The 17976-nt window shown below is 63.0% G+C and carries 20 protein-coding genes; 2 read left to right on the top strand and 18 right to left on the bottom strand.

Features of this window, described 5'->3' with window-relative positions; all coding sequences use genetic code 11:
* Positions 1-51: 51 nt before the first annotated feature.
* The 15 genes from lepA to AC1DT6_RS08095 form a co-directional block, all read right to left on the bottom strand.
* Positions 52-1845 carry a translation elongation factor 4 gene (lepA, locus tag AC1DT6_RS08165; protein WP_045235578.1) on the bottom strand — a complete coding sequence of 598 codons (1794 nt, stop codon included), beginning with the start codon at positions 1843-1845 and terminating at the stop codon, positions 52-54.
* Between the two features lie 209 nt (positions 1846-2054).
* The gene (locus tag AC1DT6_RS08160; protein WP_441629821.1) at positions 2055-2378 is read right to left on the bottom strand and encodes a glutaredoxin family protein; all 324 of its coding nucleotides are present in this window, start codon (positions 2376-2378) and stop codon (positions 2055-2057) included.
* Positions 2379-2388: 10 nt separating this feature from the next.
* Complete coding sequence (locus tag AC1DT6_RS08155) at positions 2389-3858, bottom strand: DegQ family serine endoprotease (protein WP_477114588.1); 1470 nt, start codon at positions 3856-3858, stop codon at positions 2389-2391.
* 153 nt (positions 3859-4011) lie between these two features.
* Positions 4012-5085, bottom strand: a complete 1074-nt coding sequence (locus AC1DT6_RS08150) for a MucB/RseB C-terminal domain-containing protein (RefSeq protein ID WP_477102361.1) — start codon at positions 5083-5085, stop codon at positions 4012-4014.
* 8 nt (positions 5086-5093) lie between these two features.
* Positions 5094-5723, bottom strand: coding sequence for a sigma-E factor negative regulatory protein (locus tag AC1DT6_RS08145; RefSeq protein ID WP_441629815.1), 630 nt, complete (start codon positions 5721-5723; stop codon positions 5094-5096).
* Positions 5724-5849: 126 nt separating this feature from the next.
* Complete coding sequence (rpoE, locus tag AC1DT6_RS08140; protein ID WP_045235582.1) at positions 5850-6449, bottom strand: RNA polymerase sigma factor RpoE; 600 nt, start codon at positions 6447-6449, stop codon at positions 5850-5852.
* Positions 6450-6578: 129 nt separating this feature from the next.
* Positions 6579-7034 (bottom strand): hypothetical protein, encoded by a 456-nt coding sequence (locus tag AC1DT6_RS08135; RefSeq protein WP_441629813.1) that lies wholly within the window; start codon positions 7032-7034, stop codon positions 6579-6581.
* Positions 7035-7098: 64 nt separating this feature from the next.
* Positions 7099-8331, bottom strand: coding sequence for a beta-ketoacyl-ACP synthase II (gene fabF, locus AC1DT6_RS08130; protein ID WP_045235584.1), 1233 nt, complete (start codon positions 8329-8331; stop codon positions 7099-7101).
* 198 nt (positions 8332-8529) lie between these two features.
* On the bottom strand, positions 8530-8769 hold the full coding sequence (acpP, locus tag AC1DT6_RS08125) for an acyl carrier protein (protein WP_008644813.1): 240 nt from the start codon (positions 8767-8769) through the stop codon (positions 8530-8532).
* Positions 8770-8938: 169 nt separating this feature from the next.
* Complete coding sequence (gene fabG / locus AC1DT6_RS08120) at positions 8939-9688, bottom strand: 3-oxoacyl-ACP reductase FabG (RefSeq protein WP_441629810.1); 750 nt, start codon at positions 9686-9688, stop codon at positions 8939-8941.
* A gap of 15 nt (positions 9689-9703) precedes the next feature.
* Entirely contained in the window at positions 9704-10639 is a 936-nt protein-coding gene (gene fabD / locus AC1DT6_RS08115; RefSeq protein ID WP_441629808.1) for an ACP S-malonyltransferase, read from the bottom strand.
* Between the two features lie 72 nt (positions 10640-10711).
* The gene (locus AC1DT6_RS08110) at positions 10712-11692 is read right to left on the bottom strand and encodes a beta-ketoacyl-ACP synthase III (RefSeq protein WP_441629806.1); all 981 of its coding nucleotides are present in this window, start codon (positions 11690-11692) and stop codon (positions 10712-10714) included.
* A gap of 59 nt (positions 11693-11751) precedes the next feature.
* Complete coding sequence (plsX, locus tag AC1DT6_RS08105) at positions 11752-12828, bottom strand: phosphate acyltransferase PlsX (RefSeq protein ID WP_045235588.1); 1077 nt, start codon at positions 12826-12828, stop codon at positions 11752-11754.
* Between the two features lie 323 nt (positions 12829-13151).
* Complete coding sequence (rpmF, locus tag AC1DT6_RS08100; RefSeq protein ID WP_045235589.1) at positions 13152-13331, bottom strand: 50S ribosomal protein L32; 180 nt, start codon at positions 13329-13331, stop codon at positions 13152-13154.
* 120 nt (positions 13332-13451) lie between these two features.
* On the bottom strand, positions 13452-14048 hold the full coding sequence (locus tag AC1DT6_RS08095) for a YceD family protein (protein WP_441629801.1): 597 nt from the start codon (positions 14046-14048) through the stop codon (positions 13452-13454).
* A 226-nt stretch (positions 14049-14274) separates the two neighbouring features.
* On the opposite strand from AC1DT6_RS08095, the gene AC1DT6_RS08090 reads away from it, so the two are divergent.
* Both AC1DT6_RS08090 and AC1DT6_RS08085 read left to right on the top strand, forming a co-directional pair.
* Positions 14275-14874: a Maf-like protein gene (locus AC1DT6_RS08090; RefSeq protein WP_441629799.1), complete on the top strand. Its 600-nt coding sequence runs from the start codon at positions 14275-14277 to the stop codon at positions 14872-14874.
* Positions 14875-14925: 51 nt separating this feature from the next.
* Positions 14926-15657, top strand: coding sequence for an SAM-dependent methyltransferase (locus AC1DT6_RS08085; RefSeq protein WP_477102357.1), 732 nt, complete (start codon positions 14926-14928; stop codon positions 15655-15657).
* A gap of 62 nt (positions 15658-15719) precedes the next feature.
* On the opposite strand, the gene AC1DT6_RS08080 is transcribed toward AC1DT6_RS08085, so the two are convergent.
* The 3 genes from AC1DT6_RS08080 to AC1DT6_RS08070 are packed head-to-tail and all read right to left on the bottom strand — an operon-like array spanning position 15720 to position 17966.
* Positions 15720-16877, bottom strand: coding sequence for a S49 family peptidase (locus tag AC1DT6_RS08080; RefSeq protein WP_428178781.1), 1158 nt, complete (start codon positions 16875-16877; stop codon positions 15720-15722).
* Between the two features lie 44 nt (positions 16878-16921).
* Positions 16922-17314 (bottom strand): Rieske (2Fe-2S) protein, encoded by a 393-nt coding sequence (locus tag AC1DT6_RS08075; protein ID WP_276287877.1) that lies wholly within the window; start codon positions 17312-17314, stop codon positions 16922-16924.
* Positions 17307-17966 carry an HAD-IA family hydrolase gene (locus AC1DT6_RS08070; protein WP_441629794.1) on the bottom strand — a complete coding sequence of 220 codons (660 nt, stop codon included), beginning with the start codon at positions 17964-17966 and terminating at the stop codon, positions 17307-17309. The genes AC1DT6_RS08075 and AC1DT6_RS08070 overlap by 8 nt, the downstream gene beginning before the upstream one ends.
* Positions 17967-17976 lie beyond the last annotated feature (10 nt).

The following is a 17976-nucleotide window of genomic DNA, read 5'->3' as shown; positions in this document are numbered from 1 at the left end:
TGTTTTGTTAGAGTCCGCTTCGCCAGCCGGCGAGAGCCGGCCTCCGCCAGCTTACTTGTCGCCTACCTGCAGGATTGCCAGGAAAGCCTCCTGGGGGATCTCGACCGTACCCACCTGCTTCATGCGCTTCTTACCCGCTTTTTGCTTCTCGAGCAGCTTCTTCTTGCGCGAGATATCGCCGCCGTAGCACTTGGCGAGCACGTTCTTGCGCAGCGCCTTGACGTTCTCGCGCGCGATGATGTTGGCGCCGATCGTGGCCTGGATGGCTACGTCATACATCTGGCGCGGGATGATCTCGCGCATCTTCGATACCACTTCGCGGCCACGGTACTGCGAATTGCTGCGGTGAACGATCACCGACAGCGCGTCGACCTTGTCACCGTTGATCAGGATGTCCACCTTGACCACGTCGGCGGCGCGATATTCCTTGAACTCGTAATCCATCGAGGCATAGCCGCGCGACACCGATTTCAGGCGGTCGAAGAAATCCATGACGATTTCCGCCATCGGAATCTCGTACGTGAGCTGCACCTGCTTGCCGTGGTAGCTCATGTTGATCTGCGTGCCGCGCTTTTGCGTGCACAGCGTGATCACGGAGCCGACGTAGTCCTGCGGCATGTACAGGTTGACGGTGACGATGGGCTCTAGGATATTCTCGATACGGCTCGGATCCGGCATCTTGGCGGGGTTTTCCACCGTCAGCATGGTGCCGTCACGCATCTGCACCTGGTACACCACCGTCGGCGCGGTGGTGATGAGGTCCATGTCGAACTCGCGTTCCAGGCGCTCCTGCACGATTTCCATGTGCAACAGGCCCAGGAAGCCGCAGCGGAAGCCGAAGCCGAGTGCCTGAGACACTTCAGGCTCGTACTGCAACGATGCGTCGTTGAGCTTGAGCTTTTCCAGGGATTCGCGCAGTGCTTCGTACTGGTTGGATTCCACCGGATACAGGCCCGCGAACACCTGCGGCTTGACCTCCTTGAAGCCCGGCAGCGGCTCGGCCGCCTTGCGCGCCACGGTGGTGATGGTGTCACCCACCTTGGCCGCCTTCAGTTCCTTGATGCCCGCGATCACGAAACCCACCTGCCCTGCCGACAGCGACTCGCGCGGCAGCGACTTGGGCGAGAACACGCCGACCTGCTCGACCAGGTGCTGCGAGCCGGTGGCCATCAGCAGTACCTTGTCCTTGGGCTTGAGGGTGCCGTTGACCACGCGCACCAGCATCACCACGCCAACGTAGTTGTCGAACCACGAGTCGATGATCAGGGCCTGCAACGGTGCGCCCGCGTCGCCCTTGGGCGGCGGCACGCGGGCGATCATCGCCTCGATCACGTCCTGCACGCCCAGGCCGGTCTTGGCCGAGCACGGCGTGGCATCCTGGGCGTCGATCCCGATCACTTCCTCGATCTCGCGGATCGCGTTCTCCGGATCGGCCGACGGCAGGTCGATCTTGTTGAGCACCGGCACCACTTCCACGCCGAGTTCGATCGCGGTGTAGCAGTTGGCGACAGTCTGCGCCTCCACGCCCTGGGAAGCATCGACCACCAGCAGCGCGCCTTCGCAGGCGGACAGAGAGCGGCTCACTTCATAGCTGAAGTCGACGTGCCCCGGCGTGTCGATCAGGTTGAGGTTGTAGATCTTGCCGTCGCGCGCCTTGTAGCTGAGCGCCGCGGTCTGGGCCTTGATGGTGATGCCGCGCTCCTTCTCGATGTCCATCGAGTCGAGCACCTGCGCCTCCATCTCGCGATCGGACAGGCCTCCGCAGAGTTGAATGATGCGGTCGGCCAGGGTCGATTTACCGTGGTCGATGTGGGCGATGATCGAGAAGTTGCGGATATGGTCCATCTGATGTTCAGGGGTGCGCCAGTTCGGGCCAGGAGGTGCCCGCATGGGCACGCCTGGCGGCGCAGCAATTATGAACGACCTGGAACTGGCGCCTTGTCGGGCGGGCCCCGCTCCGGTCGCAGGTTGGTGACGCGGACTTTGCGCCAAACTGCAATTTTACCGTATTTTCAAGGACTTCCGTATTGCGAAATGGGCGGCGGATCAAGCCATCACACCACGCCATGCCCCGCAGGGCGCACTTGCGCGCCTTCGACCGGCCGTTCGTCCACTCGCGGGGCCGCATGTGCGGCGAACCACGCTTTCACCCGACTTTCGTCGAGAAAGTAGTGGCACAGTTCCTCGCCAGGGGTAGCCGGGGCCCCAACCATCAGCACAGGCACAAGTTCGCCGAAGCGCGCTTCGGTCGCGGGATCGGTATCCACGTCCACCTCGTGCAGGACAAAGGAAAAATCGCGCCGGAGCGGTTCCAGCGCGATTTTCATGTCTTCGCACAGATGGCAATACCCCCTGCCATACAGTGTGAGATCGGCCATGGCGAGCCGATCAGCGCGAGGACGTTGCGCCCGGACGCAAGGTCAGCACCTGGGTGGCATCGCCGCGGCGGACGAACACAGCGGCAATCTTCGCCTTGTCCAGCCCCTTGACCAGTTCATTGAACTGGCGCGGGCTGGTCACGTCGTTATCGCCCAGCCGCAGGATGATGTCGCCCGGGCGAATGYCGGCACGCATCGCCGGCCCGTCGGACTGCTCGACCTCCACGCCCGACTTGATCTTGAGTTCCTTCAGCTTTGCATCGGGAATTTCGTTGACGATCAGGCCGAGTGCATTGGGCTTGGCCGCCGGCGCGGCGCCGTCGTCGCGCGGTGTATTGCCGCCACGGGTGCGCACCTTGGCATCGGCGTCGAGTTCGGCCACGGTGATCGAAACTTCCCGCGTCGCGCCCTTGCGCCACAGCTGCAGCGGTACGCGCGTGCCCGGCTTGATATCGCCGACCATGCGCGGCAGGTCGGACGCCTTCTCGATGTCACGGCCGTTGAACTTGAGGATGATGTCACCGGCTTCGATCCCCGCCTTCTCGGCAGGGCCTCCGGGTTCGACGCTACCCACCAGCGCGCCCCGGGCTCGGCCCAGGCCGAGCGAGTCGGCGACTTCCTTGGTGACATCGCCGATCGCAACCGCGATACGCCCGCGCGTCACCTTGCCGGTCGCCTTGAGCTGCTCGGTGACACGCATGGCCTCGTCGATCGGGATGGCGAAGGAGATGCCCATATAGCCCCCGCTGCGGCTATAGATCTGGGAATTGATGCCGATGACCTCGCCGCGCAGGTTGATCAGCGGGCCACCCGAGTTACCTGGATTAACCGCCACATCGGTCTGGATAAACGGCAGGTAGTCTCCGGTATCGCGCCCCTTGGCCGACACAATGCCGGCCGTCACGGTGTTGTCGAGGCCAAATGGCGAGCCGATCGCCAGCACCCATTCGCCGGCGCGGACCTTGTCCGAATCGCCGAGCGTGAGCTTGGGCAAGCCGGTCGCGTCGACCTTGAGCAACGCTACGTCGGTACGCTTGTCCRAGCCGATCAGCTTCGCCTTGAACTCTCGCTTGTCGGGCAGCGTGACATAGATGGTTTCCGCATCCGCCACAACATGAGCATTTGTCATCACATAGCCATCCTGGCTGATGACAAAACCGGACCCCACGCCACGGCTCTGCTCCTCGCCCTGCGGCCCCTGCGGCCCTTGCGGCGGCTGGCCGCGGCGCGGGGTGCCCGGAGGCGTGGGCGCGCCCGGCATGGGCACACCAAAGAAACGGCGGAAGAACTCTGCCATCTCGTCGTCTTCGCTGCCGGGAGTACCGCGCGCGCGAACGCGCTCGGTGGTGCGGATATTCACGACGGCCGGGCCGGCTTTTTCCACCAGATCGGTGAAATCGGGCAGGTTATAGGACGGCGCGGCCGCCTGTGCATGGCTCAGCTCGGCGACAAATGGCGCAAAAGCGAGAATGGCAGCCATGAGCACGGTCCGAGCCAAGGCTGGAGATCTTGGTGACATCGTCGACTCCCGGGAGATCAGCGAAACGAGGAAAAAAGCTTGGGCAGCGTGCGCAGCGGACTGGCGGCGGATGCAGGGCGGCGTTCTCGCCGCCCCTCCACGCAGCAATCCGGCTTAGTGGCCCTTCGGTGGTTTGTATTCTACCGCCGAGGCAAACAGCCTTACTGTGGCCGGCGGGACTTCGCCCACCACGGTGATCCAGAAATCGGCCACACGGCGCACCACGACCTGGGTAGCACCGAGCGAAGCCACGCCTTCGCGGCGCACGCGCTGCTCGGAAACCGGCTCGATAAATACGGACAAACCGGTCAAGCCATCGCTGTAGACGATCTGGAGCACTTCGAAGACGTTCCCGCGCGGGTTGGCCTGTGGTGCGCGCAGCTCCCCAAGTGGCCGGCGAACCTCGCGGATCTTCATGAACCCTTTGACCGGGATCCCGATGCTCCAGCCCTCGTCGGCAATATTGGCAGGCTGGTTGGTCACCTCATAGTGGTTCCAGGCGCCGGAATTCTTGATGGCAGTGAGGATGCGCTGCTTTTCGGAAGGCACTCCGATCTCGACTTGCGAGAAAGCCACCTGCTCCAGCACCTTGCCGCCCTCGCCCAGGGTCTGGGCGCGCATCAGCAGGCCGGAATTCTTCTCGGCCCAAAGACGCACGGCATAGCGCGCGGCGTCATGCGGCTCTAGCGAGAACACTTCGCACTCAACGCCGGCCACGCGCTCGCCGGGAAGCTTGCGCATATCGTAGATATCCAGCACATCGCTCTTGTTGGTGGCCAGGAGGGCCGGGAAACGATCCTTGGCTTCCTGCTTTTCCACCACCACCAGTTTGGCCTCGGGAATCAGGCTGTGCACGATATCGTTCTGGCGCAGCACCTCGCGCGGCTTGCCGTCGAGCGTCTCAAGCCGTTCGTACTCGTTGTTGACGAGGTCGCTATAGTGCTGAATGCGCGACGCATGCATCACGCTGCCGCGCTGATAAATCAGCGTGCCAACATAATTCTCGCGCTGTGCCGCGCGGTGGATCTTGTTGAGCCAGGCCGTTGCGTCGCGACGGGCCAGCGTATTGTCCGGCGGCTGCGCMGTTGCKGCRGCMGCRGTCAGACACAAGGCCAGAAAAAAGGACCTGCGAAGGGCCCTAATTCTGTGTGCGCCCGCTACGTTGGCGGGCGACCATCCTTTATGCATGTCCGGCATTATTCCTGCGAATTGTCCTGAGAGAAGTTTGCGCTGTTGGCAACGGTGCGCATCGTGGGCACTACCGCATCAGTTGCAACCGATACGCGGTGGGCACGCAGATATTCGTCCAGACGCGGATCGCGGATCATTTGCGCGCTGTCCGCGGACACGGTCACGATGCCGCCGGCCTTGGGCACGGCGGGTTGCTCTACGCGTGCCACCACGGCATCCGGCGTACCGAGGTCGGCGGAACCGCGCATCTGCGGCACCACCACCCAGCTGACGGCCGCCACCGCGGCAGCGATGGCCGTACCCGGCATCACGCGGCGCACCCACGACGGCTTGAAGAGCATGCGATGTGCTCCCGACGCCTTCGCGACCGCGGGCACCAGCACATGCGGTTCGCTGTCGAGACGGGCGGAAAACCGGGAGAGAAAATCATCGGTCGAGCCGGCATGCGTCAGTTCTTCCGAACGCAGGGCATCGCCAATCAGTTGATAGGAGGTCCAGCTCGCCATGCCCGCCCCGCTCTTCGCGAGATCCAACACAGCGCTTACTTCGTGCGGCGCCAGCTCGCCATCCATCAGCACGGAAATCTGCTCCGCCGCTTCCACTACATGAACCGACTGCTTGTGAGCCTGACCCATTTCCCACCCCTAGAAAAACCATTGAACACCGACAATCCCGTCCACTGCCTTGTCGTTTATCGATGCAGGAATAGGCTGCAACGCTGGCCGCACGACATTTTCTTTACCACTGACGACGGCTGACTACTACCATCGTTTGCCCTCTGCCGTTCCCAGCAGCGGACGCAATTTCTCGGCAATCGCCTCGCGCGCCCGGAAGATGCGCGACCGGACGGTGCCGATCGGGCACCCCATGGCTTCCGCGATCTCCTCGTAGCTGAGGCCTTCGATCTCGCGAAGGGTGATGGCGGTGCGCAATTCCTCGGGCAGTGCTTCCATCGCGCGGTTGACCGTCTCGGCCACCTGGCGGGTATGGAGCATCGACTCCGGCGTATTGATATCTCTTAGTTGCTCACCGTCCGCAAAAGTTTCAGCCTCTTCGGCATCGATATCACTGGAGGCCTCCGGCCGGCGCCCCTGGGTCGCCAGATAGTTCTTCGCGGTGTTCACCGCAATCCGGTACAACCAGGTGTAGAACGCCGACTCGCCGCGAAACTGGGGCAAGGCACGATACGCCTTGATAAAGGCGTCCTGTGCCACATCCTCCACTTCGGCCGAATCCCGCACCAAACGCGAAATGAGCCTGATGATCTTGCGGTGGTATTTCACCACCAACAATTCAAAGGCCCGCTTATCGCCTTGCTGGACGCGCTCAACGAGGAGCTGATCGGCTTCGCGTTCGCTCACGAATATTTCACCTGCAGTGTATCTCTTGGTATCGTCTTCACGACAAACGTTGTATTTTACCTACGTAGCTCGGCGCACGGTCAGTGCGGTGCAACGCATATTGTGATGGATGCTCGAAACAGCCGCGCATCAACTGGCCTCGCCTGTCGCCTGGCAGTCACGCTGCGCAACGCGGAGAGTACGTCTGAGCGCCCGCAAGGCGCCGGTGTCCACGAGCACACGGCTGACCACCAGCACCCGAGGGGGATGTCCGGTCACCGGTTCCAGGGCGAGCACCAGGGCCAACTCGCCCAATTCCCAACTGGACTCGACACGCGCCACCGCGCGGCGGCCATCCGGCAAGCCAACAAGGATGCCTGGCCGGCCCGTGCGATCCCGTCCTTGCGCCAGGCCGTCGTAGGTACACGCGGCGCCGCACCAAAGTGCGTGCCAGTGCCATGTGAGCCAACCGCACAACGCAGCGATGCCGAGCAGCGCCAGCCATTGCGGCAAACTCCAGCCTTGCGCAGACCGCCCCAGTTCGTGCATCCCTTGCCGGGCAAGCAACGCGAACGTTGCGAGCTCGCAGGCAAGAAACAGCGCCAAAACCCACCGCAAAGGATGGGCCTTGACTGAACTCCATGGTGTCGCCACCCGGCGCACGCCGGGTTCAGGCGCGCCGGAAGACAAGCGTGCCGTTGGTGCCGCCGAAGCCGAAGTTATTCTTCACCGCCACATCGATCTTCAGGTCGCGTGCCGTGTTAGCCACGTAATCCAGGTCGCACTCGGGATCCTGGTTGAAGATATTGATGGTCGGCGGCGACACCTGGTGGTGCAGCGCCAGTACGGTGAACACCGACTCGAGGCCGCCGGCGCCGCCCAACAGGTGGCCGGTCATCGACTTCGTTGAATTGACCGCCACCTTGTAAGCGTGATCGCCAAGGGCAAGCTTGATGGCTTCGCTCTCGTTCTTGTCGCCCAACGGAGTCGAGGTACCGTGCGCATTCAGATAACCGACTTCGTCCGCATTGACGCCAGCGTCCTTGAGGGCGTTGACCATGCAGCGGCGCGGGCCATCCATATTGGGTGCCGTCATGTGGTAAGCGTCGCCACTCATGCCGAAGCCAATCAGCTCGGCATAGATCTTGGCGCCACGTGCCTTGGCCGACTCATACTCTTCGAGCATGACCACACCGGCACCCTCGCCCAGCACGAAGCCATCGCGATCCTTGTCCCACGGGCGGGACGCGGCAGCGGGGTCGTCGTTGCGGGTCGACAGCGCGCGTGCCGCGGCGAAACCGCCGATGCCGAGCGGCGACACCGTGGATTCCGCGCCGCCGGCCAGCATGACGTCCGCATCGCCCGCCTGGATCAGCCGGGCCGCCAGGCCGATGCTGTGCAGGCCGGTGGTGCAAGCCGTTACCGCGGCCAGGTTGGGGCCCTTGAGTCCATGGATGATGGACAGGTGGCCCGAGATCATGTTGATGATCGAGCCTGGCACGAAGAACGGGGAGATCCGGCGCGGACCACGATTGGTCAGCTCGGCGTGGGTGTCCTCGATCATCGGCAGGCCGCCGATGCCCGAGCCAACGAGCACGCCGATGCGCTCTGCATTGGCTTCGGTCACTTCGTAGCCGCTATCCTTCAGCGCCTGCGAGCCCGCTGCGATGCCATAGTGGATGAACGTATCCATATGGCGGGCTTCCTTGGCCGGGATGTAATCCTCGGCATTGAAGCCCTTCACTTCGCCGGCAAAATGCACGGCAAGCGCGGAATGATCGAATTTGGTAACGGTGGCGATGCCAGACTTGCCGGCAACCAGGTTGGCCCAGCCTTCGGCAACCGTGTTTCCGACCGGAGACACAAGGCCAAGCCCAGTGACGACGACGCGACGACGGCTCACTATGATTTCCTACGGGTACGTGAAGCAGAACTGGAAAATGAATCGGAACTGGCCAACGGCCGGCGCCGGGCTACGCCGATGCCGGCGTAGCCGTACCAATTGTGCTTCTTCGAACAAACGAAAGCCACAGAAAACAGCGCGGTGAGCCCATGGGCCTCGCGCCTGCCTTCTGTGGCTCGGAATTCAGATACGACAGGCTCAGGCCTTGACGTGTGCGGTGGCGTAATCGATTGCCTGTTGCACGGTCGTGATCTTTTCGGCTTCCTCATCGGGAATTTCCATGCCGAATTCATCTTCCAACGCCATCACGAGTTCAACCGTGTCGAGCGAATCCGCGCCCAGGTCGTTCACGAACGAGGATTCGTTCTTGATGTCTGCCTCGGCGACGCCGAGTTGTTCTGCCACGATTTTCTTGACGCGTTGTTCGATATTGTCCATGTAACCCTCCAGGGAAGTTCGACAAAAAGTGGGCGCATTTTAGCAGGTTTGGGCCACAAAAATGCCCCCTGCCGTCTATTGCAAGAACAGCGCCCGATCAGTTTTAAAAATAACCACTTCGCGCGGCTTTTGTCGGCTTCTCCTTCGAACCCGACACCACGCAAGGCGATCAATTCATGTACATGCCACCATTCACATGGAGCGTCGTACCTGTAATGTAGGCCGCTTGAGGGCCCGCCAGGAAGGCGACCGCATGCGCGATATCTTCCGGCTGCCCGAGACGGCCCAGGGGAATCTGGGTCTTCAGTGCCGCATGCTGCTCATCCGACAGGACCTTGGTCATGTCGGTGTCGATAAAGCCAGGCGCCACGCAGTTCACAGTCACGTTCCGGCTGCCGATTTCGCGCGCCAGTGCGCGGCTCATGCCTTCGACGCCGGCCTTGGCGGCCGCATAGTTCATTTGCCCGGGGTTGCCCGTCGAGCCGACCACCGAGGTGATATTGATGATACGGCCGCCGCGCGCCTTCATCATCGGGCGCAGCACGGCGCGCGACAAGCGGAACACCGCCGTCATGTTGGTCTCGACAACCGCGCTCCAGTCGTCGTCTTTCATGCGCATGGCGAGTTGGTCCTGGGTAATACCGGCGTTGTTCACCAGAATACCGAGGCTGCCATGCGTCTTGACGAGTTCGTCGATCAGCGCTTCGGAAGCCGCCGCATCATTGACGTTGAGCACGGCTCCGCGGCCCTTGCCGCCGGCTGCCGCCAGGTATTCGCTGATCGCGGCGGCCCCCGCCTCGCTGGTGGCGGTACCGACCACCGTGGCGCCCTGGGCGGCCAGCTCCAGCGCGATGGCGCGGCCGATTCCGCGCGATGCGCCGGTCACCAGCGCGACCTGGTTTTCCAGAAATTTCGTCATTGCCTTGGTCCTTATTTACTTCAGCAGCGCCAGCGTGTCCTGCAGGGAGGCCGGATCGAAGATCGCCCCGCCCACCAGGTTGCCGTCGATGCGCTTGGTCATGCCCGCCAGCACTTTGCCCGGACCGCACTCGATCACGTGGGTCACGCCCTCGGCTGCAATCTTCTGCACGCATTCGACCCAGCGCACCGGAGCTGCCGCCTGGCGAACCAGCGCGTCCTTGATGGCTTCCGGATCATTGACGATGGCCACGTCAACGTTGTTGACCAGCGGAATGGACGGTGCGGCGAACGTCATGCCCGCCATGCGCTCACGCAGGCGGTCCGAAGCAGGCTTGAGCAGCGAAGAATGGAACGGCGCCGAAACCGGCAGCGGCAGCGCACGCTTGGCGCCGCGCGCCTTGGCCATTTCACAGGCCTTTTCCACAGCGGCCTTGTTGCCGGCGATCACCACCTGCGAAGGCGCGTTGAAGTTCACCGCCTCGACCACGCCGGCTCCTGCAGCCGACGCCTCGGCGCAGGCCGCGCGCACGTCGTCGTCGGACAGACCAAGGATGGCTGCCATGCCGCCCTCGCCCACCGGCACGGCTTCTTGCATGGCCTGCGCGCGAAAACGCACCAACGGCACCGCATCGGCAAAGGAAATCACCCCGGCAGCCACCAGTGCGGAGTATTCACCCAGGCTATGGCCGGCGACCAGGGCAGGCGCTGCACCGCCAGCGTCGAGCCAGGCACGGTAAATGGCCACCGCGGCGGTCAACATGACCGGCTGCGTGTTGGTCGTGAGGTTAAGTTCCTCGGCCGGGCCCTCGGCGATCAGGTGGCCCAGGTCCTGGCCGAGTGCCGCGGACGCCTCGTCCAGAGTGGCTCGGACTACCGCATTGTCGGCGAATGCATTGAGCATCCCGACTGCCTGCGAGCCCTGCCCTGGGAATACAAAGGAGAATTTCATCGCAATCGAATCGTAAAGATGGATACCGCAGGACCGGCGCGACGAAACAACATCGCGGCGCCGGCCCGGATTTTACATGCGCAGCAGTACCGCGCCCCAGGTGAAGCCCCCGCCCACGCCTTCCATCAGCACGTGGTGTCCCGCGCCGATGCGGCCATCGCGCACCGCCACATCGAGTGCCAGGGGGATCGAGGCGGCCGACGTATTGCCGTGCTCGTGCACCGTCGCCACCATGCGCTCGGCCGGCAGGCCAAGCTTCCTGGCGGTGCTTTGCATGATGCGGATATTGGCCTGGTGCGGGATCAGCCAGTCTACTTTTTCGGGCGGGAACTGCGCGCCGGCGAGCGCTTCGCGCGCCACCTTGTCGAGCACCGTGACCGCGAGCTTGAACACTGCCTGGCCGTCCATATGCAGGAACGGGTTGCCGGTGATATTGCCGCCCGAGACATTGCCCGGCACGCAGAGGATGTCCACGTGGCTACCGTCGGAGTGCATTGCCGAAGACAGGATGCCGGGCTCCTCGGAAGCCGACAGCACGACCGCGCCGGCGCCGTCGCCGAACAGCACGCAGGTGGTGCGGTCGTTAAAGTCTAGAATGCGCGAGAACACTTCCGAGCCAATCACCAGCGCATTGCGGTGCGAACCGCTACGGATGAATTTTTCGGCGGTGGCCAGCGCATAGACAAAACCGGAGCACACCGCCTGCAGGTCGAACGCCGCGCAGTTGTTGGTGATGCCAAGCTTCTGCTGCACCAGGCAGGCGGTGCTGGGGAAGACGAAATCGGGTGTGGAAGTGGCAACGATGATCAGGTCGATGCTCTGGCGATCGATGCCGGCAGCTTCCAGCGCACGCTCCGCCGCCTTGACGGCGAGGTCGCTGCTGGTGACATCCGGCTCGGCCCAATGGCGGGCCGAGATGCCACTGCGCGAAAAGATCCATTCGTCGCTGGTCTCGATGCCCTTCTCAGCCAGTTGCGCCGCGATATCTTGGTTAGTGACGCGCCGCGGAGGCAAATAGCTCCCGGTCCCGATGATTTTTGCGTAGCTTGTCATGTAATGTCGGATCGATCGTCTGGCCGCGGGTCGTCGCCCGCGGCATCTACATCAAGACCTCAGGCGGCGTGCGGGCTTGGACTGGAATCCTCGGCGCCTGACTGCGGGCCGGTAGCCGGAGTGCTGTTACCTGACTTGTTGGCGAAAGCCTGAATGGTGCGTTCGATCACACCATTCCTGGCCGCATCATACCCGCGTTTGATAGCCCACTCAAAAGCGTGCGCGTCGGCGGAACCATGACTTTTGATGACCAGCCCGCGCAGACCGAGCAGGGAAGCGCCGTTGTAGCGCGCCGGGTCCAGGCGCCGGGACAACCGCTTGAGCACCGGCAAAGCCAGGACCGCCAGCAGCTTGGTGAACCACGAACGCGTGAATTCTTCCTTGATCATGTTGGCGATCATCTTGGCCAGCCCTTCGCTGCTCTTCAGCGCGACGTTGCCGACGAAGCCATCGCACACGACGATATCGGTGGTGCCCTTGAAGATGTCGTTGCCTTCCACGTTGCCGTAGAAGTTGAGTTCCGAAGCGCGCAGCAGTTCGCCGGCACGCTTCACCACATCGTTGCCCTTGATCACTTCCTCGCCAATGTTCAGCAGGCCGACGCTGGGACGTTCCTTATGATCCACCACGGCAACCATGGCCTCTGCCATGCGCGCGAATTGCAGCAGGTGCTCGGGCTCGCAATCGGCGTTGGCACCGAGATCGAGCACCGTGGTGCCCCAGCCCTGCTCATTGGGAATGGTGGTGGCAATCGCCGGACGCTCGATGCCCTCGAGCGTCTTGAGCACATAGCGCGACACCGCCATCAGCGCTCCGGTATTGCCCGCCGAGATGCAGGCGCCCGCCAGGCCCTCTTTCACCTGGGTCACGGCCACGCGCATGGAAGAGTCTTTCTTCCTGCGCAGCGCCACCTCGACCGGGTCATCCATGGTGATGACCTCAGTCGCGGTCACGATGCGCACACGGGGGTGATCAAGCGCGTGCAACTTCTTTAGCTGAGGCTCGATGCTTTCCCGCAAGCCGACCAGCACCACTTCGGCGTCGCTATGGCTGGAGAGAAAACTGATCGCCGCTGGTACCGTCACAGAGACACCGTGATCGCCACCCATGCAGTCGATAGCTAGTTTGATCGTCATTGTTTCCTGGTGCAGAAGCGCTTGTCGGCGTGACGTTAAGACCTGGCTCCCTGGCCGGAGGCATCGCCCTGACCGGCCGGCGGCAACCCGACCGCCTCCCGGAGCGCTCGACGGCGGGCGAGATCTGACGCCCCTCCGGCCGCCGTACATGGCCTCGGCCAGGCACTCGGCTTGAGCAAGCGGCGCAAGTCGGCCTGGTGGAAGCCTGCGCTACGGCTTGCGCTGCGAGCGCGCAACAAAAAAGCGGCAACGATTTTGCCGCTTTTTTGTTTTTGACCTACCAACGTGCGCGTACGAGACGCAAAGTCACGCCGAACGATCTGTCAGTCGTTCTTGGTCTTGATGACCTTGCGGCCACGATAGTAGCCGTTCGGGCTCACGTGGTGACGCAGGTGGGTCTCGCCCGTGGTCGGCTCCACTGCCAGCGCTGCCGCCGTCAGATGGTCGTGCGAGCGATGCATGCCGCGCTTGGAGGGCGACTTCTTGTTCTGTTGAACTGCCATGATGACTCCTTCGAGAATTTTTCAATGGTAACACACGCATCCCGCACGAGGCGTAGCCGGGCCCGGCCGGATGCTGATCCTGGTGCCTTGAACTCGCTGCCCGATGCCGGCGAACCGGCTTCAGTGCTTCGTTTTCAGGCCGGCCAGCGCCGCAAAGGGCGAAGGCCGTTTTTCTTCTTCCAGCGGGACCTCGGCTTCAGGTTCCGCCTGTCCGTCCACCCCGGTCACAAGGCTTTCGTGAACCGTGGGGCAAACGTCATGCTTGGGAGCTACCGGCAAGGCCAGCAGCACTTCATCTTCAATCAGCGTCAGCAGGTCGAAGCGCCGGGAACCGACGATCACATCAATCTCGTCGTCGTCCATGGGTGCCGCGTCGGCCTCTTCCTCGCTGGCGACCACCTCGAAGCACATGTCCGTGGCGATCGCCTGAGCATAGATCCCCAGGCAACGCTGACAATCCAGCCACACCTGGCCATTCACGGTCAGGTCGACGTAAAGGTGCTGCGTTGCCGGCGTACCGGGTTCGCTCGCTTCTTCCTCGACAAAGCCGGTGAGCGAGTAGCTGAAGACCTCGTCCGGCGCCGACACTGGCGCATGCGCGGCGGTCTCGGCTATGATGCGCGGCAAATCGCGCGCCGCGACTTCGCCGGTGGCTTCGCCACCAGCGCGGCAAAATGCGAAGAGATCGAGCGCGCGCGGGTCAATCGGCTGGGTCATGTCTTATCGTGCCGTCTTGCCGGGGCATCCCGGGCATCGCGGTTTCGACCGCTGTTTCGACGCATACACCATCGAAACGTGACCCGGGCGCCGCACAAAACCGGTATACACACGGATTTGCGCCGGACTTGCTTGGCTAAACGCGAGATTATACGTCGATTTTTCTGCCGCGGTCAAAATTTTGGAAGACGGCCATACGCCGCTTTCCCTTTTCGCTCAACTACTTATGTCGCAATCCTCCCGCCCCACCCTGATCCTAGGCTCCAGTTCGCCGTATCGCCGCGAATTGCTGCAGCGCCTGCGCATCCCTTTCGAGGTAGCGACGCCGGACATCGACGAAAGCCCGCTGACCGGCGAAAGCCCGGAAGCCACGGCCCTGCGGCTCTCTCGCGGCAAGGCCCAGGCCATTGCCGAACGGCATCCAGGCGCGCTGGTCATTGGCTCCGATCAAGTGGCCACGCTGGATGGCAGGCAAATCGGCAAACCCGGTTCGCACGCGCAGGCACTGGCACAATTGCAGTTGATGCGAGGCCGTACCGTCACTTTCCATTCCGCACTGTGCCTGCTTGACGGCCGCAACGGTGAAGCCCAGCTAGCGGATGTCCAGACCCGCGCCACCTTCCGTGAGCTTCCCGACCACGAACTGGACGCCTACCTACGCATCGAGCGCCCCTACGACGTGGCGGGCAGCGCAAAATCCGAAGGCCTGGGCATCGCCCTGCTCTCGCACATGGAATCGGACGATCCCACCGCGCTGGTAGGCTTGCCGCTAATTGCACTGACGACCATGCTGCGCCAGGCCGGCTACCCCTTTTTCCTGGACTAAGCTCTCAGCCGGCGCGCGCCGACAACACAGACGAAACACGAGAACCCAAGCATGAGCGGCATCCTATATTTGATCCCCAACACCCTGGGAAAGCGCGACGAGACGGATCCCCTGCCGGACGTGATTCCGGCGGGCGTTCAGCAAATCGCCGCGGGGCTGGATTACCTGGTGGCGGAAAACGCCAAGACAGCTCGCGCTTTTCTGAAGAAGCTGGGCGAGACCTGCCCGCTGGCCAGGCCGATCCAGCAGATCGAGATTCGCGAACTCAACGTCAACACGCGCGACGGCGCCCTGGCCGACCTGCTGGCCCCGATCCGCGCGGGCCGCGACGGTGGCCTGCTATCCGAAGCCGGCGTGCCGGCGGTGGCCGATCCCGGCGCCAACCTGGTGCGGCTGGCCCATGCCAAAGGTGTGCGCGTACGGCCGCTGGTTGGGCCGAGCTCGATCCTGCTGGCCGTGATGGCGTCCGGCCTGAACGGCCAGAGCTTTGCCTTCAACGGCTACCTGCCGGTGGACGCTGGCGAACGCGCCAGGCGGCTGCGCGAACTGGAGCAGCTTTCACGCAAGGCACACCAGACCCAGGTCTGGATCGAGACACCCTACCGCAATGGCCCCCTGCTTGAAGCCATGCGCCAGCATTGCGCCGGCACCAGCCTGCTGTCGATCGCGGTGGACCTGACCTTGCCGAGCGAAACGATCGTAACCCTGCCGATTTCCGATTGGCGTCCTGAGCGGCTGGAACTGAACAGACGGCCGGCCATCTTCTCGCTGCTGGCGGCCTGAAGACAAGGCGGAGAAACGAAATGTGGGGCGCAAGCGCCCCACATTTCTTGCGGTAGGTCCGATTAGCGAATGGCTTGCACGTGCGAGCCAAACAACATGGTCTTCATCGCCGCCGTACCCATCGCCGCGCCGAAGCGCTTGGCTACCCGCTCCGCGATGTTCTCCTTGACGGTGTAGTCCACAATGTCCTCGGCCTTGAACAGATCCCGCGCCACGTAGTCGGCGTTGCCCAGCCCGTCGGCCAGGCCCAACTCGACACTGCGCTCGCCGGACCAGAACAAGCCGGAGAAAAGATCCGGGTCCTCCTTCAGGCGATCGCCACGACCTTCCTTGACCACATCGATGAACTGCTGATGGATCTGCTTGAGCATGGTCTCGGCAAATTGTTTCTGCCTCGGCACTTGCGGCGAGAAGGGATCGAGCATGCCCTTGTTGGCGCCGGAGGTGTAAAGCCGGCGTTCCACGCCAAGCTTGTCCATCAGGCCGGTGAAGCCGAAACCATCCATCAGCACGCCGATCGAACCCACGATGCTGGCCTTGTCGACATAAATCTTGTCCGCCGCCGCCGCCACGTAGTAACCGCCCGAGGCGCAGATTTCCTCCACCACTACGTAAAACGGCTTGGACGGATAGAGGGTCCGCAGGCGGCGGATTTCATCGTTGATCATGCCGGCCTGTACCGGTGAGCCGCCCGGAGAATTGATCTTCAGGATGATGCCCGCGGCATTGGTGTCGGCGAATGCAGCCTGCAAGGCGGCGTTGATCGATTCAGCGCTGGCTGGCGTACCGGCGGCGATCTCGCCGTCGAGCGACACCATTGCCGTATGGCGGCCACTAGTGGCGATGCCGCCGTCGCCCTTGAAGTCGAAAATGGTGAAGAAGAGCAGCGCCAGCAGGGCTAACCCGACAAAACGGAAAAAGATCCGCCACCGACGCGCGGCACGCTGCTCGCGCAAGGTCGCCATCAGCACCTTTTCCAGCACATCCCGCTCCCAGCCCGTGCCAGTCGGGACTGGCCCGACTTCGCGGCCGGCCAGGCGCTCCTTGCGCTGGCTGGCTTCTTTTTGTGTGGCCGCATCCCCGGCGCGCAAGTCTTGCTCCAACGGAAAATCAGCCTGGGAAGCGGTCTCCAGCCGATCCTCCGCCCCGGCGCTGGTAGGAGCAGCCGGATCCGGCGTCTTGCCAGACTCGTCCTGAGGCGGTTTTTGCTGTTCAGTCATGCAGTTGGCTCTTGATTAGGAATAGGTCGGCGTCTGCTTGCCGGCTAGCCAGCGGGGACTTCGTATGGGCTTTCCGGGAACCAGTACACATTGCCGTCATGTTCCTCGACGCGCAGCTTCGACAACGAAGCGCCCCGGCAAGGCCCACCCAGGCACAAGCCACTGTCCGGCGCATAAATCGCGCCATGTGTCGCGCACATCAAGTATAGGCCCGAGGACTCGAAAAACTGTCCCTCCTGCCAATCGAGCTCCATCGGCACGTGGGCGCACTGGTTCAGGTAGCCATGGACACCGCCCCCGAAGCGCACGACAAACGCGCCAACAGGACGGCCACCCATTTCGACCATGAAGCGCACCCCGGCGCCGCCTTCAGCCAGGTCTTCAGTTGCGCATAAGCGGCGCTGCCCGGACATGCCGGCAACCGCCGCGTCAGGCATGTGTCAACAGCCAGTCTTGCAGATCGGCGATCGAGGATGCGCAATGCAGCGGCGCCATTGCACGCAAGGCGTCCGCCGGGTGGGCACCATAGCCGACACCGATCCCTGCCGCGCCGGCATTGGCCGCCATCTGCAGGTCATGGGTAGTATCACCAATCATGACCGTGCGCTCCATATCCTGCCCCAGTTCCCTGGCCAGCTCTTGCAGCATGGCCGGGTGAGGCTTGGAAAAGGTTTCGTCCGCGCAGCGCGTACCGTCGAACAGACGGACCAGGCCGGTAGCCTCCAGGGCGCGCTGCAGGCCAACGCGGGTCTTGCCCGTTGCCACGCCAAGAAAATAGTGCTCTGCGTGCAATGCCTCCAGCATCTCGCGAACCCCATCGAACAGCACCAGTTCCGCGTCGCGGGTCAGGAAGTGGAAGCGATAGCGCTCTGCCAGCTTGGGATAGTCAGCGGGATCGAGCGTGGGCACCGCATAGGACAGCGCATCCTTGAGCCCCAGCCCGATCACATGGCTGGCCGCGCTGTCGTCGGGTACCGGCAGGCCAAGGTCGCGGCTGGCTAGCTGGATGCACTTGGCGATGGTCGGGGTGGAATCCATCAGGGTTCCATCCCAGTCGAACACGATCAGGTCGAAGCGTTGCCTGGCCATTGATTTCCTC

Source organism: Cupriavidus sp. 01L45 (assembly GCF_056399885.1).
Note: the sequence above shows the minus strand (reverse complement) of the source record. Positions and strands in the feature narration are given on the sequence as shown.

Bases quoted from the DNA above. Each gene is read 5' to 3' on its own strand.
- lepA (WP_045235578.1), bottom strand. From the start codon at position 1,845: ATGGACCATATCCGCAACTTCTCGATCATCGCCCACATCGACCACGGT.
- rpmF (WP_045235589.1), bottom strand. From the start codon at position 13,331: ATGGCAGTTCAACAGAACAAGAAGTCGCCCTCCAAGCGCGGCATGCAT.
- AC1DT6_RS08085 (WP_477102357.1), top strand. From the start codon at position 14,926: ATGAGCGGCATCCTATATTTGATCCCCAACACCCTGGGAAAGCGCGAC.
- AC1DT6_RS08070 (WP_441629794.1), bottom strand. From the start codon at position 17,966: ATGGCCAGGCAACGCTTCGACCTGATCGTGTTCGACTGGGATGGAACC.
- AC1DT6_RS08145 (WP_441629815.1), bottom strand. From the start codon at position 5,723: ATGGGTCAGGCTCACAAGCAGTCGGTTCATGTAGTGGAAGCGGCGGAG.
- plsX (WP_045235588.1), bottom strand. From the start codon at position 12,828: ATGACGATCAAACTAGCTATCGACTGCATGGGTGGCGATCACGGTGTC.
- AC1DT6_RS08095 (WP_441629801.1), bottom strand. From the start codon at position 14,048: ATGACCCAGCCGATTGACCCGCGCGCGCTCGATCTCTTCGCATTTTGC.
- fabD (WP_441629808.1), bottom strand. From the start codon at position 10,639: ATGAAATTCTCCTTTGTATTCCCAGGGCAGGGCTCGCAGGCAGTCGGG.
- AC1DT6_RS08160 (WP_441629821.1), bottom strand. From the start codon at position 2,378: ATGGCCGATCTCACACTGTATGGCAGGGGGTATTGCCATCTGTGCGAA.
- AC1DT6_RS08080 (WP_428178781.1), bottom strand. From the start codon at position 16,877: ATGACTGAACAGCAAAAACCGCCTCAGGACGAGTCTGGCAAGACGCCG.
- AC1DT6_RS08075 (WP_276287877.1), bottom strand. From the start codon at position 17,314: ATGCCTGACGCGGCGGTTGCCGGCATGTCCGGGCAGCGCCGCTTATGC.
- AC1DT6_RS08110 (WP_441629806.1), bottom strand. From the start codon at position 11,692: ATGACAAGCTACGCAAAAATCATCGGGACCGGGAGCTATTTGCCTCCG.
- fabG (WP_441629810.1), bottom strand. From the start codon at position 9,688: ATGACGAAATTTCTGGAAAACCAGGTCGCGCTGGTGACCGGCGCATCG.
- acpP (WP_008644813.1), bottom strand. From the start codon at position 8,769: ATGGACAATATCGAACAACGCGTCAAGAAAATCGTGGCAGAACAACTC.
- AC1DT6_RS08090 (WP_441629799.1), top strand. From the start codon at position 14,275: ATGTCGCAATCCTCCCGCCCCACCCTGATCCTAGGCTCCAGTTCGCCG.